This window comes from Pseudoalteromonas qingdaonensis (assembly GCF_038739665.1).
Lineage (GTDB): Bacteria > Pseudomonadota > Gammaproteobacteria > Enterobacterales > Alteromonadaceae > Pseudoalteromonas > Pseudoalteromonas qingdaonensis.
In genome coordinates, this window is sequence record NZ_JBCGCU010000006.1 from 15,483 (window position 1) to 41,299 (window position 25,817).

Below are 25,817 nucleotides of genomic sequence, written 5' to 3' on the forward strand. Positions count from 1 at the left end.
GCTTATTTCTTCTCAAATAGGGTAAAAATAGCGCTGAAGTCTTTCGCTCCCGCCCCTTGGTTTTGCAACAGGGTGTAGAGGTTTTTGCTAAGCGCACCAAGCGGGGTTGCCGAGCCTGAGTTTTGCGCCGCTTCCAACGCCAAACCTAAGTCTTTGGCCATCAAATCAACCATAAAGCCTGGCTGATACTGGTTGCTTGAAGGCACGGAATCAATCACACCCGGACATGGGTTATAAAGCTCTAGCGTCCAGTTACGGCCTGAACTGTTAAGCATGATCTCAGACAGAATCTTAGGATCAAGGCCGTGGTTGATCCCCATTTGCAGCGCTTCACTGGTACCTGCCATCAAGATGCTCAGCAGCATGTTGTTACAGATTTTCGCTACTTGTCCGGCGCCGATTGCACCGGCATGGAAAATGTTTTTACCCATGTTTTGCAAAATCGGTTCAACCGCTTCAAAGTGCTCCTGCGCACCACCGACGATAAAGGTCAAGGTACCCGCCGCGGCACCTGCTACACCGCCTGAAACCGGTGCGTCAACAAAGGCAATGCCCTTGTCCATTAGCGCTTCGCCAAGGCTCTTGGCACTGGCCGCATCTATAGTTGAGCAGTCAATCACTATGGTATCGTCACCAAGGTGGTTAATTAAGCCATCATCGCCTAAATACAGTGATTGCACATGCTTGGCCGCTGGCAGCATGCTGATCACAAAATTCGCACCCTCGGCGACATCATTGGCGTTTTTACAGGCCCTTGCCCCTTCTTCTGCCAATTGGCTGACCACATGCTGGTTTAAGTCAAATACTTGCACTTGGTGGCCGGCGGCAATCAGGTTACGCGCCATTGGCGCGCCCATATTACCCAGGCCGATAAATCCTATTTTAGCCATGCCTTTCTCCTAAGCTAAGCTTGACAACGGGTGGCTCTCACCCATGGGTGCAAAAAATCGTTCAATTACATCCGCAGGCACACTTTCTAAAGTGGGGTATTGCCACTTGGGTGCCATGTCTTTATCTATCAAGAGTGCACGTACGCCCTCTTGGAATTCACCCACCTCACAGCAGGTTACCGACATGCCCAGTTCCATTTGGAAACAGGCTTTAAGGGATAAACCCTGAGCGCGTTTAAGCTGTTCGAACACTAAATGCGCGCTAAGCGGACAACCGTGTTTCAGAGTTTTAATGGCCTTGGCGAGCCACTTATCGTCGGTCTCTAGGGCGCTCAGGTAATCCACCTTGGCTTCTAGCGTGTCAAACTCGGCAAGCTTGGTGATCACTGCCTGATGCTTACGCAGGCCACCTTTTTCCATCGCCTTAGACTCGCTTTCGAATTTCTTCAGAAGCTGAGTCAGCTTATCGTGATTAAGGGCGGAAACCTGGCCCCAGCTTTGCTCACACAAGGTGCTTAGCAGATCTACAAAGCGCTCACTGTCGATGCTGTGATCCGCCAAACTGGCAAAACGAGCATCATCGGCATTCATTAGCGCCCCAGTTAGACCGAGGAACAAACCCACCTGATCCGGCGCTTTTTGTAAGAAATAGCTGCCGCCCACATCCGGGTATAAGCCTATGGTGATTTCCGGCATGGCGAGCTTAGAGCGCTCGGTGACCACGCGGTGACTGGCACCAGCCATCAGGCCCATGCCGCCGCCCATGATAAAACCATCACCCCAGACGACTATAGGCTTGTCATAACAATGAATGGCATAGTCCAGACGGTATTCTTCGCTAAAGAAGGTCTTAACATAGTCTTTGGGCTCACCCGTGGCCATGGCGCGATGCAGGCTAACCACATCACCGCCGGCGCAAAAGGCTTTTTCCCCAGCGCCCTTGATAATAACGAGAGCAACCTCGTCATCGCTTTGCCACTTGGTCAGCTGCTCATCAAGCAGGCGGATCATATTAAGATTTAAGGCATTGAGTGCTTTGGGCACATTTAAGGTAGCAAGGGCGATTTTTGCGCCATTGCTACACTGAGCCAGCTCAAACACCACCTCAGATTCTGGGTTATTGAGAGGGATCAGTGTATCCATTAGCCGTTCACCCAGTTCGCTTTGCGTTTTTCTAAGAAGGCGTTTACACCTTCTTTTTGGTCTTGGGTGTCGAACAATTTCACAAACAGCTCGCGCTCAAGCGGCAATGCACTGGTGATATCGCCGTGACGACCTTTCTGGATAAGCTCTTTACAGAAGCTCACCGCCACTGGGCTTTGCTCGCCCACTTGCTCGGCAAGGGCCATGGCTTTATCAAGGGCGCCACCTGTGGCTACCACTTCTTCTACCAGACCGATCTCTTTGGCCTTGTCGGCTTTAATGCGCTCACCACACAGGATCATGCGCTTCGCCCAGCCTTCGCCCACCAGCCATGCCAGGTTCTGAGTACCACCGGCACAAGGAAGCAGACCCACCTTGGCTTCCGGCAGTGCCATTTGCGCTTGCTCTTCAGCAATACGGATATCACAGGCCAGGGCCACTTCCAGACCACCGCCCATGGCATAGCCGTTGATTGCGGCAATCGACACGCCGCGGAAATTGCTTAGCGCTTCAAAGGCGGCACCAAATACTTGTGACATCTGCGCAGCTACGCCCTTGTCACCACTGGCGAATACATTTAAGTCGGCGCCGGCAGAGAAAAACTTCTCACCTTCGCCTGTCAGTACCAGGGCAAAGATGTCTTTATCGGCGTTAAGGGCTTCAACCTGCTCTTTAAGGCTGATTAGCGTTTGTTCAGTCCAGGTGTTTGCCGGCGGATTACTCATGGTAAGCACGGCAATGTGCCCTTTTTTTTCTAGTTGAATTTGTGCTGACATAACTTCCTCCTAAAGAATTTCGTTCACTTCATCGGCCAGAATACGTCTAGCAACGATCAAGCGCATGATTTCGTTCGTACCTTCGAGAATTTGGTGAACACGTACATCGCGCAGATGACGCTCAAGCGGGTATTCTTTGATGTAACCGTAACCACCGTGGATCTGCAGTGCATCATCACACACCTTTACGCCCACATCGGTAGCAAAACGCTTGGCCATAGCGCAATAAGCGGTTTTTTCGCTATCGCCACTGTCCAGTTTAAAGGCCGCCAGGCGAACCATTTGACGTGCTGCCACCAAGTCGGTGTTCATATCCGCCAATTTAAATTGCAATGCCTGGAATGCCGCCAGCGGCTTACCGAACTGCTCACGCTCTTTAAGATAGGCTTTTGCCGTGTTCAAGGCTTGTTGTGCAGTACCGATTGAACAGGTAGCGATATTAATACGACCGCCATCTAGGCCCTGCATGGCAAACTTAAAGCCTTCGCCTTCGTTACCTAACAGGTGATCCGCCGGGATACGTACGTTTTCAAAGGTAACCAGACGAGTCGGCTGGGCGTTCCAGCCCATTTTCTCTTCCGCTTTACCATAGCTGATCCCTTCCGCGTCCGCTGGAACTACAAAGGCGCTAATGCCTTTGGGGCCATCTTCACCAGTACGGGCCATGACCACCAGCACTTCTGTGCTGCCGGCGCCGGAGATAAACATTTTTGAACCCGTGATGTAGTAATGGTCGCCATCACGTACGGCCTTGGTTTTAAGTGAGGCCGCATCAGAACCGCTGCCCGGCTCAGTCAAACAGTAAGAAGCCAGTTTTTCACCTGTTACCAACTCAGGGCAATAGGTGTCTTTGGCCGCTTGGGTACCGAAACTTGCTACCATCCAGGTCGCCATATTGTGAATGGTCAACATTGCGGTGGTGGCGGTACAGCCTTTGGCCAGCTGCTCAAAAATAATGCTAGAGTCTAGTCGAGAAAGGCCTAAACCACCGGCTTCTTCCGGGGTGTAAAGTGAACAAAAGCCAAGCTCACCGGCTTTTTGAATGGTTTCTTTGGGGAAAATATGTTCCTGATCCCACTTTGCTGCAAATGGGGCTAGTTCCTGACTGGCAAAACGTTCGGCCATATCGGCAAAGGCCAGTTGATCTTCGCTAAGATTAAAATCCATAACACACTCTCTTGTACTACATGTTTACGGGCCGCACAGAGGCGACCCGAAAAGAAATTATTTAAGGTCAATACTCATGTTTGGTCCACTTACCACATCGTCTTCAAACCAACGCGCGGTAATGGTCTTGGTCTCGGTATAGAAACGGACACCCTGCTTACCATAGGTATGCTGGTCGCCGTAGAAAGAGCCTTTCCAACCTGTGAACGAGAAGAATGGCAATGGCACAGGGATTGGCACGTTAACACCAACCTGACCCACCTCAATGTGGTGCTGGAACTTACGTGCCGCAGCGCCGCTGGCGGTAAAGATAGAAGTACCGTTACCGTATGGGTTGTCATTGATAAGGGCAATGGCTTCGTCCAAGGTGTCTACAAACACACAACACAATACCGGGCCGAAGATTTCTTCGCGGTAAATGGCCATCTCTGGCGTTACATTGGTGAACAGCGTAGGTCCAACCCAGTTACCTTCTTCATAGCCTTCGACGGTGAAGTCAGAGCCATCAAGCAGACAGTCGGCGCCTTCTTGCTTACCTTGGGCAATGAGCGACAAGATACGTTGCTTCGCGGCTATGGTTGTTTGCGGACCGTAGGCTGAGTCAGCTTGATCCCATGGACCTGGCTTAACGACACTTAGAGCATCTTTAAGCTCATCAACCCAGTCTTTCGCACTGCCAACGAATACGGCGACCGAAATACCCATACAACGCTGACCGGCAGCACCGACCGATGAACCAACCAGATTATTGATCACGTTTTGTTTATGCGCATCTGGCATCACGACCATGTGGTTTTTCGCACCCACGCAGCATTGCACGCGTTTAAGGTTCGCCGTGCCCTTGTCGTAAATGTACTGACCAACACCACACGAGCCTACGAATGAGATAGCACGGATATCCGGGTGCTCTAGTAGCTGATCAACCTGGCCCTTGGTGCCATGTACTACTTGCAGTACGCCCTTAGGTGCACCGGCTTCTTCGAACAGCTCAACCAAACGCATTGGCGTAAGCGGGTCTTGCTCAGACGGTTTCAATACGAAGGTGTTACCGCATACTATTGCCAGCGGGAACATCCACAATGGGATCATCGCCGGGAAGTTAAAGGGTGTTACACCGGCACACACGCCTAATGGCTGGATAAGTGAATAGGTGTCGATATTACGAGCAACGTTAGACACGGTTTCACCCATCATGTTCGATGGTGCATTAGCCGCTTGCTCAACCACTTCGATACCACGCCATACGTCGCCCTTGGCATCTTCAAAGGTTTTACCAAGCTCATGGCAAATAATGGTGGCCAGCTCGTCGTGATGGTCTTTTAGTAACTGGGCGTAACGCATCATGATACGCGCACGCTCACTTACCGGTACTTCTTTCCAGGTTTGGAAGGCTTCTTTGGCCGAAGCAATGGCTTCAGTTACTTCTGCTTCGGTGGCCATAGGCACTTGTGCAAGTACTTCCTGGTTAGCCGGGTTTACTACGTCTAACCACTGAGATGTTTCAGATTGGCGCATTTCGCCGCCGATATATAATGGCACCTTGTGCATAATACAGGTCTCCCCAAATTGACTGCGCGCCCGGAAGTTATCGTTATACGGGCGCTGAAAAAATTAAAGTGCTTCGACTGCCAAGGCTACGGCTTCGCCGCCACCGATACATAAAGAAGCAACACCACGGCGTTTGCCCTGGTTACGCAATGCGTGAACAAGTGTAGTCAGAATACGCGCACCGCTGGCACCGATTGGGTGACCTAGGGCACAGGCGCCGCCGTTAACGTTTACCTTGTCTTTATTCAGACCCATTTCATTAATGGCCAACATGGTCACCATGGCAAAAGCTTCGTTGATTTCCCACAGATCCACGTCATCCGTGCTCCACTCTAGCTTGGCCAGCAGTTTCTCCATGGCGCCCACTGGGGCAATGGTGAATTCCGCAGGTAAACGCGAATGCGTGCTATGACCGCTGATACGTGCGATAGGTGCAAGACCTAATTTCTGTGCCTGCGCATAGCTCATTACTACTAAGGCCGAGGCACCATCAGAAATAGACGATGAGTTTGCCGCGGTAATGGTGCCGTCTTTTTTAAATGCTGGACGTAGCGAAGGAATTTTATCTGGGCGAGCATTACCAGGTTGCTCGTCGGTATCAACTACCAGGTCGCCTTTACGCGTACTGATGGTGTGCGCCACAACTTCGTTAGTAAATGCACCGCTGCCGATAGCCTTGTTGGCTTTTTCCAATGAAGCGACGGCAAATTCGTCCATTTGCTCACGGGTAATATCATATTGATCAGCCGTAGCCTGGGCAAAACAACCCATGGCCAGGTTATCGTATGCGTCTTCAAGACCGTCCATCATCATATGGTCTTTTACTTCACCGTGACCCATGCGCATGCCGCCACGAGCCTTAGGTAGCATATAAGGCGAGTTAGACATGCTTTCCATGCCACCAGCCACTACGCTGTTTACGCTGCCGGCCTTAATAAGGTCATGGGCCAACATAACGGCTTTAAGACCAGAGCCACACACCTTATTAATGGTGGTCGCACCTGTGTGCTTATCCATACCCGCCTTAAGCATAGCCTGACGCGCCGGCGCCTGACCTAGACCCGCAGGCAGAACACAGCCCATAATGACTTCATCGATCTCACTGGGGTTAATATTCACACTCTCGAGCGCGCCCTTAATAGCAGTGGCACCAAGTTCGGTGGCACTTGCGCCGCTCAAGGCGCCCATAAAACCGCCCATGGCGGTACGCTTTGCACTGACAATTACAATGTCATTATCGTTTAACTGTGAGCTCATATTCGGGTCTCCATAATCAATTTCACTTGAGCATACATAAAATTTACGTTTACGCCAACGTCAATTAGATAAGTTTAAAATGTACATTTTCTAAGCTGTAAACTTATCTAACCAGCCCAAAGCAAGCTATTTAAAAATCCTAGCTTTTCTCCCAACACCAATAAATGCAAGCTTTTACGCACAAATTTATGTTTTCTTACCCCTTCTAAAGAGAGTTGAAATCCAGCTTTACCTTTACGTAAACTTCACTTATATTGGTGTTAATATTTTGTAGTAGATAAGACTAAATAACGATGACTGAGCAAAGCCAAAGCCCGAATGAGCAAATGGAACAAACTTTCTCCATCAGCGATCTGGCAAAAGAATTCGATATCACCACCCGCAGTATTCGTTTCTACGAAGACCAAGGGCTGATCACGCCACGTCGTAACGGCCAAACCCGCATTTACTCAAAGCGCGATAAGGTCCGTCTAAAGCTGATTTTACGTGGCAAACGCCTGGGCTTTAGCCTGGCGGAAACCGGCCGCTTGTTCGAGCTTTACGACGCCGACAAATCCAGCGCCAAACAGTTAGTCACTATGTTAGACCTTATCGAAGAGAAGAAAGCACACCTAATACAGCAAATGGACGACATTAAAGTCGTACTAATGGAACTCGTAACGGCCGAAAAACGCTGCCGTGAAACTCTTTCACATTTACAACAGGATTAATCATCATGAGTACTATCTCTCTATATAAAGAGCTTAACTTTGGCCTAGGCGAAACCGCCGATATGATCCGCGCCCACGTTAATAGCTTTGCCAGCGCCGAGATTGCGCCTTTAGCTGAGCAAACCGATGAACAGAATATGTTTCCTAACCAGTTGTGGACCAAGTTTGGTGATATGGGCCTGTTGGGCATGACGGTTAGCGAAGAATTTGGCGGTGCTGGCCTTGGCTACCTTGAGCACGTAATTGCCATGGAAGAGATAAGCCGTGCCAGTGCCTCTATCGGCCTAAGCTATGGTGCCCACTCTAACCTGTGTGTAAACCAAATTTTCCGTAACGGTAATGAAGAGCAAAAAGCAAAATACCTGCCTAAGCTGATCAGCGGTGAGCACATTGGTGCCCTGGCCATGAGTGAGCCAGGTGCGGGCTCTGACGTGGTTTCTATGCGCTTAAAAGCAGAGAAAAAAGGCGACCACTATATCCTTAACGGCAATAAAATGTGGATCACTAACGGTCCAGACGCCCACACCTATGTAATTTACGCGAAAACCGACGCGAACGCCGGCCCTAAAGGCATCACCGCCTTTATCGTTGAACGTGACACCCCGGGATTCACCCAAGCGCAAAAGCTAGACAAACTAGGTATGCGCGGTTCAAACACCTGTGAACTGGTATTCGAAAACTGTGCAGTACCAGAAGAAAACATCCTAGGTAACCTAAACGAAGGCGTTAAGGTGCTAATGAGCGGCCTTGATTACGAGCGCGTGGTTCTCTCTGGCGGTTCACTGGGCATTATGCAGGCCTGTATGGATGTGGTTGTGCCTTATATCCATGAGCGTAAGCAATTCGACACCCCTATCGGTCAGTTCCAGCTGATCCAAGGTAAGGTTGCCGATATGTACACGCAAATGAATGCGGCGCGTTCATACGTGTACACCGTAGCCCGCGCCTGTGACCGCGGTGAAACCACACGTAAGGATGCCGCTGCGGTTATCCTTTACGCTGCCGAGCTGGCGACTAAGATGGCCCTGGATGCAATTCAAATCCTAGGCGGTAACGGATATATCAACGAATACCCTACTGGCCGTCTATTACGTGATGCCAAGTTGTATGAAATCGGTGCCGGTACATCTGAAATTCGTCGTATGTTGATCGGCCGCGAACTGTTCAGCGAAAGCCGCTAAGGTGTTGTATGACCATTCTATCTTCAAGCATAAACCCTAAGGACCCGCAGTTCGCCGTCAATGATGAAGCGATGCGTGCCCTGGTTCAAGACCTGCATAACAAGGCGGCCACCCTGCGCGGTGGCGGCGGCCCTAAATATGTAGAACGTCACCAAAGTCGCGGCAAGTTATTTGTGCGCGACCGTATCGAACACCTGCTCGATGAAGGCTCGCCGTTTTTAGAGATCGGTCAGTTCGCCGCCTATGGCGTGTATGAGCAAGACATTCCTTGTGCCGGCGTGGTCGCCGGTATCGGCCGCGTTCAAGGCGTTGAGTGCATGATAGTAGCCAACGACGCCACGGTTAAGGGCGGTACCTACTTCCCACTAACGGTGAAAAAACACCTGCGCGCTCAGGAAATTGCCGAGCGCTGCCACCTGCCCTGTATTTATCTTGTCGACTCGGGCGGTGCGAACCTGCCGGAGCAGGACGAGGTCTTCCCGGACAAGCTGCACTTCGGTCGCATCTTCTTTAACCAGGCGCGCATGTCGGCCAAAGGCATAGCGCAAATCGCCGTGGTAATGGGTCTGTGTACCGCAGGCGGTGCCTATGTACCGGCCATGGCCGATGAAAGCATCATCGTTAAAGAGCAAGGCACCATTTTCCTGGCCGGCCCACCGCTGGTTAAAGCGGCCACAGGTGAAGAAGTAAGCGCCGAAGACCTAGGCGGTGCGGATGTGCACTGTAAGGTATCTGGCGTGGCGGATCACTACGCCGATAACGACGAGCATGCCTTGTCTATCGCCCGTCAGTGTATTGCCCGTTTAAACCATGTGCGCCCACTTGCGCCCGTGTTAAACGAGGTAAAAGCACCACGCTACGATATTCATGAGCTTTACGGCATTGTCGGCAGCGACCTGAAAAAGAGCTTTGATGTGCGCGAAGTTATCGCCCGTATCGTCGACGATTCATCCTTTGATGAATTTAAACGTTACTTTGGTGAGACCCTGGTCACCGGCTTTGCTCATATCTACGGTCACCCGGTTGGTATTGTTGCCAACAATGGCGTGTTATTCAGCGAGTCGGCGCAAAAAGGCGCCCACTTTATCCAGCTCTGTGCCAAGCGTAACATCCCACTGATTTTCTTACAGAACATCACCGGCTTTATGGTTGGTCAGAAATATGAAGCCGAAGGCATTGCCAAGCACGGCGCGAAAATGGTGACCGCGGTTTCTTGTGCCGAAGTGCCTAAATTTACAGTGTTGATCGGTGGCTCATACGGCGCCGGTAACTACGGTATGTGTGGTCGCGCCTACGACCCTACCATGATGTGGATGTGGCCTAACGCCCGTATCTCGGTCATGGGTGGTGAGCAAGCCGCCGGCGTATTGGCTCAGGTGAAACAAGATGGTCTTGCCCGTCAGGGTCAATCCATGAGCGATGAGCAAGTGGCCGAGTTTAAAAAGCCCATTGTTGAGCAGTATGAGCGTCAGGGTCACCCCTACTACGCCAGTGCGCGCCTGTGGGATGACGGCATAATCGACCCAGCGGACACCCGCTCTGTTCTCGGTTTAGCCCTTGAGGCGGCTGCCAACGCACCACAAAAAGACACCGAGTTCGGTGTGTTTAGAATGTAGGAGGCGCTATGTCAGTTACACTCAATATTAGTAAAAGCCGTATCGCCACGCTTACTCTGCAGCGCGTCGAAAAGCACAATGCCTTTGACGATGCGCTAATCAGCGAAATGATCCGCTTAATCGAGCATGCAAGCACATTGGATATTCGTGCCTTGGTGCTAAATAGCGAAGGCAAACACTTCTCCGCGGGTGCCGATCTTAATTGGATGAAATCCATGAAAGACAACTCCTTCGAGGACAACGTCGCCGACTCGCTGGAGCTTGCCAAACTCATGCATGTGCTGCACACCTGCCCGCACCCAACCATTTGTTTGGTGCAAGGCGCAGCCTTTGGTGGTGCCCTGGGCCTTATCGCCAGTTGTGACATTGCCCTTGCCAACCCGACTGCCAAATTCTGTTTGTCAGAGGTAAAACTTGGCCTGATCCCGGCTGTGATCAGCCCCTATGTGATCAAAGCCATAGGTGAGCGCAATGCCAGACGTTACTTCTTAACCGCAGAGGTCTTTAACGCCGACGAAGCGCACGCCATGGGGTTAATTCACGAGGTGTGTGAAGACCTGCAAGCCCAATGTGACAAATTCCTCGATATCATTACCGACAATGGCCCCATGGCCGTTAAAGCAGCGAAGAACTTAATTAATGACGTTGCTGGTAAAGACATTGATGCCGACCTGCGCCATTTAACCGCCGAGCGCATTGCCGCCATTCGCGTAAGCGACGAAGGGCAAGCGGGCTTAAACGCGTTTTTCAATAAGCAAGCGCCGGCTTGGCAACAACAAGGATAACTCATGCTAAAACGAATTCTTATTGCCAACCGAGGTGAAATAGCCTGTCGCGTAATTCGCAGCGCCAAAATGCTGGGCATGCACACCATTGCCGTCTATTCGGACGCCGATGCCAATGCTCAGCACGTACAAATGGCGGACAGCGCCTACCACATAGGCCCGGCACCGAGTAAGTCGTCTTACTTGGATATGGACAAGCTGTTTGCCGTTGCCGAGCAGGCCGGCGCCGACTGCATTCACCCGGGTTATGGTTTCCTCTCTGAAAACGAAGCCTTTGCCGCACAGTGCGAGCAAAAAGGCATTACCTTTATTGGTCCCTACGCCAAAAGCATCGAAGCCATGGGTTCAAAAACCCGCGCCAAAGAGATTATGGCAGGCGCCAACGTGCCCTTGGTACCCGGCTATTACGGTGACAACCAAGACCCGACTTTCCTAAGCGATGAGGCCGATAAAATCGGTTATCCTGTGCTTATCAAGGCCGCTTATGGCGGTGGTGGTAAGGGCATGCGTGTGGTACGGGATAAAAAAGACTTTATCAGTGCCCTGGAGGGTGCCAAGCGTGAAGCTATTAGCAGCTTTGGTAATGACCTGGTGTTGATTGAGCGTTATGTCGATAATCCGCGTCACGTGGAAGTGCAAGTATTTGCCGATAAACACGGCAACTGCGTGTACTTGGGCGACCGCGACTGCTCATTGCAGCGCCGCCACCAAAAAGTAATTGAAGAAGCCCCTGCTCCCGGTCTGAGTGACGCCATGCGTAAAAACATGGGTGAAGCGGCGGTACGCTGTGCTCAAGCCATCGATTATGTGGGTGCTGGTACGGTCGAGTTCCTGCTGTGTGGCGAGGAATTCTTCTTTATGGAAATGAATACCCGCTTGCAGGTAGAACACCCGGTTACCGAAATGGTTACAGGCGTGGACCTGGTGCAATGGCAAATCGCCGCAGCCGGTGGTGATACCCTGCCTCTGACCCAAGAGCAGGTAACAATCACAGGTCACAGCTTTGAAGCCCGTTTATATGCCGAAGACCCAAGTGAGCAGTTTATGCCTTCAAGCGGACGTCTGACGCATTTACGCTTCCCGGAGCAAAATGCAAACGTGCGTATTGATACTGGCGTTACCTGTGGCGATGAAATCAGCTCCTTCTACGACCCCATGGTTGCCAAACTGATCGTTAAAGGCGATAACCGTGCGCAGGCACTGTCACTGTTAGAGCGCTCATTGCGTCATACCTATGTTGGCGGCGTTAAAGCCAATACCGGCTTCTTGGTAGCCCTGTGTGAGTCGCAGCCGCTGCAAGAAGCCACCATGGACACCCACTTTATCGACAATAACTGTGACAGCCTAACTCAGGCGCCACAGGCCGATGTTCATACCTTAGCCATGGCCGCCTGGGTGTACTATTGTCATTTACAGGGTACCTGCAAGGCCCCGGCTGCAACTTCGCCGTGGCAGAGCCTATCTGGCTTTAAACTGAATTCCATCAATGAGATCAAGGTGCCGCTGGCGGATCATCAGCTGGTGTTACATGTAACGTCAACCGGTATCAAGGTCGATATCGACGGCCAAGGGCATAGTTTAAGTGGTGAGTATCAAGGTCATGGCCACTATGTTGCCGTGGTCGATGGTCAGCGCCTAAGTGCCGATGCACGAATCGATGACGAAGCACTGAGTATCATGTATCAAGGTGCCCAGTATGACTTTGCCCTGACTTCTAAGCATTATGTCGGCGCCGAGCAAAGCGGTGGCGATGCCTTGGCGGCACCAATGAACGGCACTGTGGTAAAACACCTGCTGGATATTGGCACCGAGGTAAAACAAGGCGATGCCATAGTGGTGATGGAAGCCATGAAGATGGAATACACCCTTAATGCGCCATTTGATGGCGTGCTTAGCAGTTATTGCTATGGCGAGGGCGAATTGGTCAGCCATGGTGCCCTGCTTGCTATCGTTGAGGAGCAAGCATAATGGCCTTTCCAAAACAGGTACGTGTCGTTGAGGTAGGTCCTCGTGATGGCCTGCAAAACGAGGTCAATGTCAGCCTTGAAGACAAGGTGGTCTTGATCAACAGCCTGGCCAAGGCGGGATTAAAGCATATTGAGGGCGGTGCTTTTGTATCGCCTAAATGGGTGCCACAAATGGCGGACTCAAGCGCCGTTTTTGCTGCTATTGAGCGCCATGATGATGTGTTGCTCAGTGCCTTGACGCCAAACTTAAAAGGCGCGGAATTGGCATTGGCAGCCGACGTTGGCGAGTTTGCTATTTTCACCGCTGCCAGCGAGGCCTTTACGCAAAAGAATATCAATTGTTCAATCAGTGAAAGCATTGAGCGCTTCCGCCCTGTGGTAGAGCTTGCCAAGGCAAACAACATCAAGGTACGTGGTTATGTCAGCTGCGCTCTGGGTTGCCCTTACCAGGGCGCGGTGGCGCCTGAGCAAGTGCTTGAGGTGTGTAAACAATTGTTGGCTTTGGGCTGCTACGAAGTCAGTCTCGGCGATACCATAGGCGTGGGTACGGCCAATGAGGTGGAGCAATTGCTTGACCTGCTGCTTAAACACCTGGATGCCAGCCAGTTGGCGGTGCATTTCCACGATACCTATGGCCAGGCCATCAGTAACATCTATGCTGCCTTAAAAATGGGCATTAGCACGGTAGACAGTGCGGTTGCAGGCCTAGGTGGCTGCCCTTATGCCAAGGGTGCGTCAGGAAATGTTGCCACCGAAGATGTGGTCTATCTACTGCAAAAGCTTGGCATAGACACAGGAATTGATTTAAAAACACTGGCCCAAGCAGGCGCGACCATTTGCAAGGCGCTAAACAAGCATCCACAGAGCAAGGTGGCCAACGCCATACTTGCCGATTGTGACCAAGAACAATAAACCTAGGAGTGCTTAGACATGTCCGGATTCGATAAAGTAGTAACAAGTTATGCCGATGCCATGGCAGGACTAAAAGACGGCGATACCATTATTGCCGGTGGTTTTGGCCTGTGCGGTATCCCCGAAGGCCTAATTGCCGAGATTAAGCGCATGGGTACCACAGATTTAACTGTAGTTTCAAACAACTGTGGTGTGGATGATTTCGGTTTAGGCGTGCTGCTTCAAGACAAACAAATCAAGAAGGTCATCGCCTCTTATGTGGGTGAAAACGCATTATTTGAAAAGCAGTTGCTTGACGGTGAGCTGGAAGTAGAGCTTACGCCTCAGGGCACACTGGCAGAGAAAATGCGCGCCGGCGGCGCTGGTATCCCAGCATTTTACACCGCCACAGGCTACGGTACGCCGGTTGCCGAAGGTAAAGAAGTAAAAGAATTTGACGGTCGTCCCTATATTCTTGAAGAATCCGTTACCGGTGAATTTGCCATTGTGAAAGCATGGAAAGCAGACCGTTACGGTAACCTGGTGTTCCGCCACACGGCGATGAACTTCAACCCTATGGCCGCCACTGCCGGTAAGATCACCGTAGCCGAGGTAGAAGAAATAGTTGAGCCGGGTGAACTTGAGCCAAGCCAAATTCACACCCCGGGCATTTATGTAAACCGCGTTATCAAGGGCAACTTTGAAAAACGCATTGAACGCGTTACCACACGTAAAGCCTAAGGAGATTAAAATGTCATTAAACCGTGAACAAATTGCTCAACGTGTTGCCAAAGAATTGGCTGACGGCTATTACGTGAATCTGGGTATTGGTATCCCTACCCTGGTTGCCAACTATGTACCAGAAGGCATTGAAGTTATGCTGCAGTCGGAAAACGGCCTGCTGGGTATGGGTCCTTACCCAACCGAAGACGAGCTTGATGCAGACATGATCAATGCGGGTAAAGAAACCGTTACAGCAGCTAAAGGTGCAGCAATTTTTAATAGTGCCGATAGCTTTGCCATGATCCGTGGTGGTCATGTAGACTTGACAGTCTTAGGTGCATTTGAAGTTGATCAGCACGGCAATATTGCCTCGTGGATGATCCCGAAGAAGTTAATTAAAGGCATGGGCGGCGCAATGGACTTAGTTGCCGGCGCAAAGAACATAATTGTTACCATGACCCATGCCAGTAAACACGGCGAATCTAAGTTACTAAAAGAATGTTCACTGCCTCTAACCGGCGTGAATTGTGTAAAGAAAATAGTAACCGACTTGGCCGTGTTAGAAGTCAAAGACGGCGCTTTCCATTTGCTAGAGCGCGCCCCGGGTGTTAGTGTTGATGAAATCATCAGTAAAACAGCGGGTAAACTCATCGTCGAAGGCGATGTACCAGAAATGAGCTTTGACTAACGGATAGCTTGGGAGCCCTCCCATAGCATACCCGTAAATGTACCGTCCTCATTCCCAGTGCTAGTTGGCACTGTGTTACCCAAAACCCCTCTTTTGAGGGGTTTTTTTTCGTCTCTATTACGCATAATTCAGCCATTAAACATTTGCTTACATCTTTGTTGCGCTAGTTTGATCTGTTCAATTTCCCCGTTCCGAATATAGTGGTAGATTAGTGTGGATACATAGGACACCAACAATTTTAATAAGGATCTCCATGAATAAGATGACCCTAAGTGCCCTTAGCGTGGCAGTGATGATCTCCCTTGGTGGCTGCTCGGCCACCAGCGATACACAAACTACGGCGCAGCAACAACAAGTTGCGCAAAATGCCGCGAATTTGCCTTTCGTTGATATCAAATATGATTCATTTACCCTGGATAACGGCCTTAAGGTTATCGTCCACACCGATCGCAAAGCCCCTATTGTTGCGGTTAATGTTTGGTATGACGTGGGTGCTAAAAATGAAAACGTTGGCAAAACCGGTTTTGCCCATTTGTTTGAACACCTGATGTTTAATGGCACCGAAAACTACGACGACGAGTATTTCGGCCCCTTCGAGCGCGCCGGTGCCACCGAGCAAAACGGTACCACCAACTCGGACAGAACCAACTATTTCCAAAACGTACCAACCCCGGCGTTGGATATGGCCTTGTGGATGGAGTCAGAGCGTATGGGCCACTTACTTGGCGCCATCACGCAGGATAAGCTCGATGAGCAACGCGGCGTAGTACAAAATGAAAAACGCCAGGGCGAAAGCCAGCCTTACGGCACCATGTGGGATAACATCTGGAGCAATACCTTCCCTCAAGGTCACCCCTACTCCTGGTCTGTAATCGGCTCAATGGAAGACTTAAACGCGGCGTCACTAGAGGACGTACACCAGTGGTTTAAAGACTACTACGGCCCGAACAATGCTGTGTTAGTGCTTGCCGGTGATATCGATGTTGAGACGGCAAAACAAAAAGTGGGCAAATACTTTGGCGATATTAAACCCGGTAAACCGGTAGCCAAGCTGCAAAAGTGGATTGCCAAGCGTGACGAGCAAACCCGTTTAGTAATGCAAGACCGCGTGCCTGCATCTCGTATCGTTAAAGTGTGGAATACCGCGGAAAAAGGCAGTGTGGAAGGTGAATACTTGTCGCTACTGAGCGATGTACTCGCCGGTGGCAAGAACTCACGCCTTTACCAGCGCCTGGTGTATAAGGAGCAACTGGCTTCAAGCGTCTTTGCCTTTAACTATCAGCGCACCCTGGCCGGTCAGCTGATGATCGGTGTCGATGCCCTGGATAAAAACAATATCGACAAAATTGAACGCATTATCGATGAAGAGGTTGCTCGTATAATCGACGAGGGCCCAACGGCCGCAGAGCTAAGCCGCATTAAATTTGCCAATGCCGCCGGCTGGGTGAAGAATGTGGAAGGTGTGGGTGGCTTTGGCGGTAAGTCAGATGTATTGGCCTCGGGCGCCGTTTACCACAACAACCCTACCTATTATAAAGAGGCCTTTGCCATTACCGCCAATGCCACACCGAGCGATCTCCAAATGGTGGCAAGCAAATGGTTAAGCAGTGGTGACTTTGTGCTGACCGTTCACCCCTTTGCTGAGCTCAGCGCCAGCGAGCAAGGTGTGGATCGCAGCACGGGCGTGCCTAGCGCCGGCGAGGTCCCTGCCCTTGATTTGCCAAGCGTTGACAGCTTTACCCTAAGCAATGGCTTAGAAGTGGTACTGGCGAAACGCAGCGACACCCCGGTTATTAACATACGTTTAGACTTTGCCGGCGGTACCGCCACCGATGCCAACGATAAGCCTGGCGTTGCCAACTTTGCCGCCAACATGCTTGATGAAGGCGCAGGCTCGCGCGATGCACTGCAACTGGCCGCCGAACTTGAATCTCTGGGTGCGTCTATCTCTGCCAGTGCTGGTTTGGATAAAACCTCGGTGATGATGTCAGCCATGGCGACCAACTGGCAGCCAAGCCTGGCACTGTTTGCCGATGTATTGCAAAAGCCACGCTTCGCCGACAGCGATATAGAGCGTGTGCGTAAGCTACTGCTTCAAGGTATTAAGCAAGAAAAAGCAAGCCCAACCTCCAATGCCCTGCGCGTGTTACCGCCGCTGCTATACGGCGAAAACCACCCTTATGGTAAGCCGCTAACCGGTTCAGGCACGGAGCAATCGGTCGCGCAGATCAGTCGTGATGACCTATTAGCCTTTACTTCGACCTGGTTACGTCCAGATCTGGGCCGTTTAGTAGTGGTTGGTGATATCGATAAAGCCGAGCTACAAACATCTTTGGAAACAGCACTGGCAAGCTGGGAAAAACCTCAGACAGCGGCACCGAAGCTTGATATCGCCGATGTGGCTATTCCTGAAAAAGCGCGGGTATTTGTATTGGACAAGCCTGAGTCGCCGCAGTCTTTGATCATCTCTGGCCTATTGGGTCCAAACAGCCAATCATTAAGCGCTCAGGATGAAGTAACCCTAGATATGATGAACACCATCATAGGCGGCAGCTTCACCTCGCGTATGAATATGAACCTGCGTGAAGACAAGGGTTGGTCATATGGCGCGCGCACCATTTTAATGGATACCAAGGCGCAAAGCCCCTTCTTTGTTTACGCCCCGGTACAAACCGATAAAACCAAAGAGTCGATTCAGGAAATCCTAAAAGAACTCAATGGTTATATCGGCAATAAACCGGCAACCGATGAAGAGCTGGCCAAGGTGGTATCGAATAAAACTGCTAAGCTACCCGGTCGTTATGAGAAGAAGTGGTCACTGCTTAACTCACTGGCGGATGCCTACAGTAAAGACCGTGACGTCACCTATCTTGAAAATTACGCCGAGCTGGTTCGTAAGCCAGACACCAAAACCCTGGCCGCCGAGGCCAAGAAGGTAATTAAACCTGAGCAACTGACCTGGGTGATCGTCGGTGACGTCGCCAAGATCAAAGAGCAAATCGAAAGTCTAAATCTAGGTGAAGTAACTTACCTGGATTAAGCACCGAGTTTAATCTTAGAAAAAACTAAGCCCCAGCGTATGCTGGGGCTTTTTTGTGGGTTGTTTATAGAAAATGATACTCAGAGCGGGCTGTGGGCTAAGATTGAGTGGTGGAACGCCCGCCACAAACGCGAGCAACGTGTTACGAGTCGAGCGCCCAAGGGGCGCGTTTTTGATGGCGATTGTTATACGTTTTTTGCATGACCTGAACCAGTTTGCTGCAATAAAAAATACCCAAGAACCATAAGCGGAATATTTGTTGTAACAGGATTAAATGCTTCCAATAAAAAATGCGGAGTCATAACTGCAGCAAAGACCAATAATCCAGCTAAACCTGCCAGGTTAAGCAGCTGCACGACTTTGCTCCTGTATAACAAGATAAAGACTAACCCAAAAAAAACTTCACCAACGCCAGCACTTTTAATCAATTGATAAGTGATATCTTCGGAAAACCCTAAACTTCCAGTCATTGCCTGCTCAAGCGGAGCAATTTGCAATAACTTGGGAAATAGACCGTGATATATCCATGTCAGTCCAATGACATATCGAGCTAATTGAATCATGTTCAAGAAACTGAATTCTCCAGAAACGTATAACGCCGTGGTAAGGGGCAAATTGAGCGAAGCTTAATTTGTCCCGCGCAGGCCCGCAGGGCCGGAGTGAACTTGACCACTTTGTTATGAATGCCTCGCGGCAAATTCTACAAAGCCCGAAAAATGTCGTTCTAAACGATTTCTGAATCTATCATCGTTGATAGCGCCGTCATCATTTACTAACTGATCTATTCCAGTGATCATCATTTCATGCGCCGGATATATTAACGATAATGTTGAGTCAAAAATTAACTTTAAATGAGCTTAAGCTCTTGCCCCACCCACAGGGCTATTTGCCTGAGTAATTATAGTTACAGGCTTATCCTTTAATACAGAGTTAAAGGCTGGTCGTGACACCCAATCTATGGCATTTTTTAATACAGCAGGAACACTATGATTGTACTCCGGTGAGCATACGATAATTCCTTCGCACTCTCCGACTTGATCCAGCAACCTCAAAATAGAATCAGGTTTATTAACTGCTAAATCTTCACTATAAAAAGGAAGATCATCTAATTTTGGAAAGTGGAAGTTATCGCTAGGGAAGTATTCCTGAATCATCTTCAGTACTGCGATGCTTTTGCTTTTGGAGTGAAAGCTACCTGACATTAATAAAATATTCATACGTTCACTCTATACCTCTTTGTATTCATAACAGCTTATTAGTGCGAATTCCCGGTTAAGGAAGTTATCCACAGCAGGAGTAACTCTCACTAATAAAGATTTTATTTAATAATAATAACAAGTAATCAGGTGTTTTTCTCACACGCAATCAAGAAGTAAGCCGAAGAAGCCTTTATTGGCCTGCTATGCAATTTGTTGGTTGCGGGTTGTCAGGTTGAAACCTGACCTACAGGGATCGCCCCTTCCCGTTTAGATTCGCTTTCGATCTCAGGTTTTGTTGCCCTCTAAGCCGGCCTTTCGGCAATGTGCTCCTGCATTGCTCAACTACCGCCACCCATGGCGGCAAAGGCCGGCCTACTATGTAATTATTCCTGCGGCCTTAATTCAGCGCTTATTTTCACTTGCGCGCTCGATCCCGTTACCGAGAAGTTTTATTATTGGTGCACAGTAACTAAAGAGCTCCTGCATTATGGCCCCCCCACCTTGTTTAAATTGTACTTCTCCCTATGTGTATCAAGTTCAAAATCTGCTTATTTGCCCCGAGTGTGGCTATGAATGGGACCCGGCGCAACTGGCCGAAGAAGAGCTGATCACCGCCAAAGATGCTAACGGCACCGAACTTAATGCCGGCGATAAAGTGACACTTGCCAAAGATTTAAAGGTCAAAGGCAGCTCCATGGTGATGAAAATAGGCACCAAGGCGCAGATCCGCAGCATCAAGGACAGCAAAGATCACGAGCTGGACTGTAAGGTCGATGGCGTTGGCGAGATGATGATCACCGCCAAGTTTGTTAAAAAAGCCTAACCCGGCGACACATAGCACTAAATCTGGTACAGGGACACGCCACAGCTTAAGCGGTGGCGTTTTATATACTTAAACTCTTCTTTATTTTCCATCACCACTATAGCTAAGGCTGAAGGCGCCACGCATATCACCCAACTTAAACCCCCTCGCCTCATCGCCAACATAGAGGCTATCGAGCTTTTCAATCAGTTGTGGGCTGATCTTTTCACCATGACAGGCCAGACACAGCTGGCCGGTAGGTATAGGTTTCATATAGCGATATTGATTTTTTTCTGGGTCGTAATTGGAATAAGTTAGGCTTTTTATTGCTTCACCCTCGGCCAACTTTTGTGCAAAGCCTTGCAGTACCGCTAGTTCCTCGAATGTTGGCTCATTAGCCTTGTTACGTGTTTTAAGGCTGGTCCTGCGCACTTGCCAGCCGTGGCTTGAGTAGGCATCGGCTATCTCAGGGGCTTTTGTATGACACACATCTATGGCCGCAGCAAAGCCCCCTTGTTGCACTGCTCCAAGCAAGGCTGATTTAAGCTCGGCAGCAAAGTCACCGGTGATCTGCCGTGCTTTCAATTCAAGTTCTTTAGCCTGCTCGCCTTGTTCAGCACTTGCCCAAGGCAGGTATAACAAGGTTAAGAGTAAAAACTTTTTCATAGTACATCCTACACGTTAATAGACTCGTTTAGCATACCTTATGGCAGATAAATCTCCCTAGGCAATTAGTTGAATAACAGCCATAAAAAAAAGGAAGCACTTAGGCCTCCTTTGTAATTTGACTTGCTTGGCAAATTAGAATGACAAGTTTGTTAGGATCTCGTCATCAACCCGATTTGCCAGGGTTACCTTAAGCTTAGGCGTACGTTCCATTTCGCGTTTAATCGCGAAGTTGGCTTCTTCGTTACGAGCCCAGCTACGGCGGGCAATACCATTATTTACATCGAACAAGAGCATGGATTTCAAGCGACGCTCGGCACCTTCGCTGCCATCAAGCAGCATACCGAAACCACCGTTGGTTACTTCGCCCCAACCTACACCGCCACCATTGTGGATAGAGACCCAGGTTGCGCCACGGAAACTGTCGCCGATCACGTTGTGAATCGCCATATCCGCGGTGAAACGACTGCCATCATAGATGTTTGATGTTTCACGGAACGGTGAGTCGGTGCCGCTCACGTCATGGTGGTCACGACCTAGTACGACCGGGCCAATTTCACCGCGATTAATGGCATCGTTAAAGGCTTTCGCGATTTCAATACGACCTTGGGCGTCGGCGTAAAGAATACGCGCTTGTGAACCCACAACCAGCTTGTTTTGCTTGGCGTCTTTGATCCAGGTGATGTTGTCCTGCATCTGCTGCTGAATTTCTTCTGGCGATTCGGCCATGATCTTGTTCAGTACTTCTGCGGCGATGGCATCGGTTTTATCCAGATCGTCTGGCTTGCCTGAGGCACATACCCAACGGAATGGACCAAAACCATAGTCAAAACACATAGGACCAAGAATATCCTGCACGTACGACGGATATTTAAAGTCGATGCCGTTTTCGGCCATCACATCGCCACCGGCGCGCGACGCTTCCAATAAGAAGGCATTACCATAGTCAAAGAAATAGGTACCACGAGCGGTGTGCTTGTTTACCGCATCGGCATGACGCTTCAAGGTCTCTTGTACCTTCACCTTGAATACTTCTGGCTCTTCACGGATCAGTCGATTTGACTCTTCAAACGAAATATCAACCGGGTAATAACCGCCCGACCAAGGGTTATGCAGTGACGTTTGGTCTGAACCCAGGTGAACAAAAATGTCTTGCTCGTAGAAGCTTTCCCACACATCTACAATGTTACCCACGTAGGCAATAGAGACCACTTCTTCATTGGCTTGTGCCTGGCGAACACGCTCAATCAGCGCATCCATGTTGTCGATCAGCTCATCAACCCAGCCCTGCTGGTGGCGCTTAGTGGCGGCCTTGGCGTTCACTTCGGCACACACGGTAATACAGTTGGCGATGTTACCCGCTTTTGGCTGTGCACCACTCATGCCGCCGAGACCTGCGGTCAAGAAGATCTTACCTTGCGGGCTTTGGCCTTTCTCAAGCACCTTACGGAAGGCATTCATCACCGTAATCGTGGTGCCGTGTACTATACCCTGGGGACCGATATACATAAATGAACCGGCAGTCATTTGCCCGTACTGAGTTACACCCAGAGCATTAAACTTCTCCCAGTCATCCGGCTTAGAGTAGTTCGGGATCATCATACCGTTAGTCACCACCACGCGCGGCGCATCTTCTGATGAGGGGAACAGTCCCATTGGGTGACCCGAGTAAATGTGCAAGGTCTGGTCTTTTTCCATCTCGCTCAGGTACTTCATGGTTAACAGGTACTGCGCCCAGTTTTGGAATACCGCACCGTTACCACCGTAAGTGATCAGCTCCTCTGGGTGCTGAGCAACGGCTGGGTCAAGGTTGTTATCAACCATCAGCATGATCGCGGCAGCCTGCTCGCATTTTGCCGGGTAGTCAGAGACCGAGCGCGCCTTCATGTCATAGCTAGGCTTAAAGCGGTACATGTAAATACGGCCAAATTGCTTCAGTTCCTCGGCAAATTCAGCGGCCAGCTCCTGGTGCCATTCTTTAGGGAAATAACGCAAGGCGTTACGTACCGCCAGTTGCTTTTCCTCTGGGCTAAGAATGTCTTTGCGCTTTGGCGCGCGGTTTACACCCGCTGGGTATGGCTTAGGCTCAGGTAAAACGCTGGGAATACCTTGCTTAATTTGTTCTTGGAAAGTCATTGTTATTGGCTCCCTTAGTTGACGCTAAACGCTTGTGCTTTAACTAGTTCAATCATGGCATCGATATCCGGCTTAAGTAGACGGTCTTCTTCAAGCTTGGCTACCTTGTCGCGGATGATGGCGAAGTTCTCTTCGATGATGTCAGAGCACTTGTTCGGACGACGGAATTCAATGGCCTGCGCCGCATACATTAATTCGATAGCAAAGATCTTTTCCAGGTTGCCAAGGATTTGATTTAGTTTTCGACCCGAGATGCTGCCCATGGATACGTGATCTTCCTGACCCATAGAGGTAGGTACGCTGTCCGCTGATGGTGGGAAGCATAGTGATTTGTTCTCTGTTACCAAGGCCGCAGTGGCATACTGAGGGATCATCATGCCCGAGTTAAGGCCACCGGAGGTGGTCAATAAACGCGGCAGACCGTGCAGGCCTTCAAGCATTAAATAACAACGGCGGTCGGAGATATTGCCAAGCTCGGCAGCTGCAATCGACGCATAATCCAATACCATGGCCAAAGGCTGACCGTGGAAGCTACCACCAGAAATTGCTTCTTCTGCACTGATCACGATTGGGTTATCGGTCACCGAGTTCATCTCGATTTCTACCAGCTCCTTAAGGTGGTTAAAGGCGTTACGTGATGCGCCGTGTACCTGTGGAATACAACGCAGCGAGTAAGGGTCTTGCACGCGATCGCAGTCAGTGTGTGCAGCCATATTTTGTGAGCCGTTGAAGAACATACGCATACGCTTAGCGACTTCAATGTTACCTTCAAACGGACGAGTTGCATGCAGCTCTTCCCTAAAGGGTGAGCCACTGCCCTGCATGCCTTCGATGCTCATGGCACCGGCTAAGTCGGCAAGATCAAGGAGGTAACGCATCTTGGTCAGCGCCGTGATACCGTGCGAAAGAATAAACTGGGTACCATTGATAAGAGCCAGACCTTCTTTGGCATGCAGCTCAAGCGGCGCTAGGCCATTGGCTTCTAGCAAATGGGCCGCAGGTACGGGTTTGCCGTCTTGCCAGAACTCACCTTCGCCAATCAGTGGCAGGAATAAGTGTGAAAGCGGTGCCAGGTCGCCCGACGCACCGACCGAACCTTGCTCTGGTACCACGGGAATAAGATCAAGCTCAAGGAAAGCCAACATGCGCTCTACCACTTCAAGGCGAATACCCGAGAAGCCTTGGCTTAGGGCGTGTACCTTAGTGATCAGCATCAATTTAGAAATTGCTTTGGCGATAGGCTCACCCACACCTACGGCATGAGTGATCAACAGGTTCTTTTGTAAAAGATGGGTTTCTTCTGGTGAGATTTGCGTATCGCACAAAGGGCCAAATCCGGTATTGATACCGTAAACGGCCTTATCTGAAGCGGCCATCACATCTACATTCTGACGGCTTTTATTAATTTTATCTATGGCTTGTTGGCAAAGCTCGGCTTTAATGCTGCCATCAGCGATGCCGTTCACAGTATCAAGATTTAGCTGGTCTACACCATATCTAAACGTCATCTTATTCTCCTAACTTGTTGTCTGTGCGAAGCAATACTTGCTCAATTAAACCATGCTAACTTGCCAGAGATGTTTTATAAATACATAATAATCGTAATTCATTCCGGTTTTACCGAACTAAACTTATCTAATTAAACATCCTTCTCGAATTAAGGGGATCAAGTGCAAGTCCATGACGTAGACCTACGCTTGCTGCGTATCTTTGTGGCCATAGTTGAGTGTGGCGGTTTGGCCGCGGCGGAGTCGCGCCTGAGCATAGGCCGCTCCACCATAAGTTCACATTTATCGGACTTAGAGGTACGCCTGGGTATTAAACTCTGTAAACGCGGGCGCAGCGGTTTCGAGCTTACCGAGCCCGGTCGCATCACCTATCAGGCGTCGTTAGAACTGTTACAACAATGCGAGGCCTTTGCTAGCACGGTGGCGACATCAAAAAATGAATTATCCGGGCGAGTAAGCCTTGCGATCATAGATACCCTGGTCAGCGATCCGCGCTGCGCCGTTGCTCATGTTATTGCCGAGCTTAAGGAGTGTGGCAGTAACATTCAGTTCGATATCAATGTGTGTGAAGCGCGGGAAGTTGAAACCTCTGTGGTCAATGGCCGGGCGCTGGTGGGCATAGGGGTCAGTCGCCATCATTTAAGGGGCCTTGATTATTACCCGCTTCATGATGAAACCAACTACTTGTATTGTGCGCTGGGCCATCCCCTGTTCGACTGTGAACCCTCTGCCGTGAGTGAATTGCTAGCCGATGCGGAAGTGATCACCAGTAACTATATGCGTGACCGCGAAAGCCGCAACGATGGTTTAAATTATCAAAACAGTGCTATCGCCTATCATGATGAAGGCATTGCCCATTTGATTTTATCCGGGAAGTTTATCGGCTATCTGCCCGAGCATTATGCTAAGCATTGGGTTGATAAGGGGATGTTTAAGGCTATCGAGCCCGAAGTGTATCGCTATACTATACCGGTAGTGTTGATCACTTCTAAAAATAACTCAGCCTCGCCGCTGGCGCAGGCATTGATAGAAGAAATGAAGCGCTGTCATAAAGCCCTGACCTAAGCTCATGTATAGAAACAAAAAACCCGCCAGAAGGCGGGTTTTTTTTTAAGCGTTAGCAG

At 50.0% G+C, this 25,817-nt stretch carries 22 protein-coding genes; 11 read left to right on the forward strand and 11 right to left on the reverse strand.

All coding sequences use genetic code 11. The annotated features are described in order from the left end of the window. Positions 1–2: 2 nt before the first annotated feature. The 6 genes from mmsB to WCN91_RS06975 form a co-directional block, all read right to left on the reverse strand. Entirely contained in the window at positions 3–890 is an 888-nt protein-coding gene (gene mmsB / locus WCN91_RS06950) for a 3-hydroxyisobutyrate dehydrogenase (RefSeq protein WP_342677591.1), read from the reverse strand. Between the two features lie 9 nt (positions 891–899). Next, positions 900–2,033 (reverse strand): enoyl-CoA hydratase/isomerase family protein, encoded by a 1,134-nt coding sequence (locus tag WCN91_RS06955; protein ID WP_342677593.1) that lies wholly within the window; start codon positions 2,031–2,033, stop codon positions 900–902. Further along, on the reverse strand, positions 2,033–2,809 hold the full coding sequence (locus WCN91_RS06960; RefSeq protein WP_342677595.1) for an enoyl-CoA hydratase: 777 nt from the start codon (positions 2,807–2,809) through the stop codon (positions 2,033–2,035). Before WCN91_RS06960 ends, WCN91_RS06955 begins: the two co-directional genes overlap by 1 nt. 9 nt (positions 2,810–2,818) lie before the next feature. Further along, positions 2,819–3,976: an acyl-CoA dehydrogenase family protein gene (locus tag WCN91_RS06965; RefSeq protein WP_342677597.1), complete on the reverse strand. Its 1,158-nt coding sequence runs from the start codon at positions 3,974–3,976 to the stop codon at positions 2,819–2,821. 57 nt (positions 3,977–4,033) lie between these two features. Next, complete coding sequence (locus WCN91_RS06970) at positions 4,034–5,524, reverse strand: CoA-acylating methylmalonate-semialdehyde dehydrogenase (protein WP_342677599.1); 1,491 nt, start codon at positions 5,522–5,524, stop codon at positions 4,034–4,036. A 63-nt stretch (positions 5,525–5,587) separates the two neighbouring features. After that, entirely contained in the window at positions 5,588–6,781 is a 1,194-nt protein-coding gene (locus WCN91_RS06975; RefSeq protein ID WP_342677601.1) for a thiolase family protein, read from the reverse strand. Between the two features lie 293 nt (positions 6,782–7,074). On the opposite strand from WCN91_RS06975, the gene WCN91_RS06980 reads away from it, so the two are divergent. The 9 genes from WCN91_RS06980 (at position 7,075) to WCN91_RS07020 (ending at position 18,382) form a co-directional block, all read left to right on the forward strand. Beyond that, positions 7,075–7,491 carry a MerR family transcriptional regulator gene (locus tag WCN91_RS06980; protein ID WP_342677603.1) on the forward strand — a complete coding sequence of 139 codons (417 nt, stop codon included), beginning with the start codon at positions 7,075–7,077 and terminating at the stop codon, positions 7,489–7,491. A gap of 5 nt (positions 7,492–7,496) precedes the next feature. Further along, positions 7,497–8,672: an isovaleryl-CoA dehydrogenase gene (locus WCN91_RS06985; protein ID WP_342677605.1), complete on the forward strand. Its 1,176-nt coding sequence runs from the start codon at positions 7,497–7,499 to the stop codon at positions 8,670–8,672. Positions 8,673–8,680: 8 nt separating this feature from the next. Further along, a complete protein-coding gene (locus WCN91_RS06990) occupies positions 8,681–10,288 on the forward strand; it encodes a carboxyl transferase domain-containing protein (RefSeq protein WP_342677607.1) in 1,608 nt (535 codons plus the stop codon). Between the two features lie 8 nt (positions 10,289–10,296). After that, positions 10,297–11,073, forward strand: coding sequence for an enoyl-CoA hydratase-related protein (locus tag WCN91_RS06995; RefSeq protein ID WP_342677609.1), 777 nt, complete (start codon positions 10,297–10,299; stop codon positions 11,071–11,073). A 3-nt stretch (positions 11,074–11,076) separates the two neighbouring features. Further along, positions 11,077–13,041 (forward strand): acetyl/propionyl/methylcrotonyl-CoA carboxylase subunit alpha, encoded by a 1,965-nt coding sequence (locus WCN91_RS07000; protein WP_342677611.1) that lies wholly within the window; start codon positions 11,077–11,079, stop codon positions 13,039–13,041. After that, entirely contained in the window at positions 13,041–13,952 is a 912-nt protein-coding gene (locus WCN91_RS07005; RefSeq protein WP_425416020.1) for a hydroxymethylglutaryl-CoA lyase, read from the forward strand. Before WCN91_RS07000 ends, WCN91_RS07005 begins: the two co-directional genes overlap by 1 nt. 18 nt (positions 13,953–13,970) lie before the next feature. Beyond that, on the forward strand, positions 13,971–14,672 hold the full coding sequence (locus WCN91_RS07010; RefSeq protein ID WP_105199023.1) for a CoA transferase subunit A: 702 nt from the start codon (positions 13,971–13,973) through the stop codon (positions 14,670–14,672). A gap of 10 nt (positions 14,673–14,682) precedes the next feature. Beyond that, entirely contained in the window at positions 14,683–15,342 is a 660-nt protein-coding gene (locus tag WCN91_RS07015; RefSeq protein ID WP_342677614.1) for a CoA transferase subunit B, read from the forward strand. Positions 15,343–15,595: 253 nt separating this feature from the next. Then, positions 15,596–18,382, forward strand: coding sequence for a M16 family metallopeptidase (locus tag WCN91_RS07020; RefSeq protein ID WP_342677616.1), 2,787 nt, complete (start codon positions 15,596–15,598; stop codon positions 18,380–18,382). Between the two features lie 185 nt (positions 18,383–18,567). Here WCN91_RS07020 and WCN91_RS07025 read toward each other — a convergent pair whose 3' ends face one another. Beyond that, positions 18,568–18,945 (reverse strand): DoxX-like family protein, encoded by a 378-nt coding sequence (locus tag WCN91_RS07025; protein ID WP_342677841.1) that lies wholly within the window; start codon positions 18,943–18,945, stop codon positions 18,568–18,570. Positions 18,946–19,239: 294 nt separating this feature from the next. Next, positions 19,240–19,599: an NADPH-dependent FMN reductase gene (locus WCN91_RS07030; RefSeq protein WP_342677618.1), complete on the reverse strand. Its 360-nt coding sequence runs from the start codon at positions 19,597–19,599 to the stop codon at positions 19,240–19,242. A gap of 469 nt (positions 19,600–20,068) precedes the next feature. Here WCN91_RS07030 and WCN91_RS07035 point away from each other — a divergent pair, with 469 nt between their 5' ends. Next, the gene (locus WCN91_RS07035; RefSeq protein ID WP_342677620.1) at positions 20,069–20,404 is read left to right on the forward strand and encodes a zinc ribbon domain-containing protein YjdM; all 336 of its coding nucleotides are present in this window, start codon (positions 20,069–20,071) and stop codon (positions 20,402–20,404) included. 81 nt (positions 20,405–20,485) lie between these two features. Here the strand turns inward: WCN91_RS07035 and WCN91_RS07040 are convergent, their stop codons facing one another. The 3 genes from WCN91_RS07040 to hutH form a co-directional block, all read right to left on the reverse strand. Continuing rightward, complete coding sequence (locus tag WCN91_RS07040) at positions 20,486–21,049, reverse strand: Tll0287-like domain-containing protein (protein WP_342677622.1); 564 nt, start codon at positions 21,047–21,049, stop codon at positions 20,486–20,488. Positions 21,050–21,184: 135 nt separating this feature from the next. Continuing rightward, positions 21,185–23,185, reverse strand: a complete 2,001-nt coding sequence (locus WCN91_RS07045) for a urocanate hydratase (protein ID WP_342677624.1) — start codon at positions 23,183–23,185, stop codon at positions 21,185–21,187. A 14-nt stretch (positions 23,186–23,199) separates the two neighbouring features. After that, complete coding sequence (hutH, locus tag WCN91_RS07050) at positions 23,200–24,693, reverse strand: histidine ammonia-lyase (protein WP_342677626.1); 1,494 nt, start codon at positions 24,691–24,693, stop codon at positions 23,200–23,202. 162 nt (positions 24,694–24,855) lie between these two features. Here hutH and WCN91_RS07055 point away from each other — a divergent pair, with 162 nt between their 5' ends. Beyond that, positions 24,856–25,758 carry a LysR family transcriptional regulator gene (locus tag WCN91_RS07055; RefSeq protein WP_342677628.1) on the forward strand — a complete coding sequence of 301 codons (903 nt, stop codon included), beginning with the start codon at positions 24,856–24,858 and terminating at the stop codon, positions 25,756–25,758. Positions 25,759–25,817 lie beyond the last annotated feature (59 nt).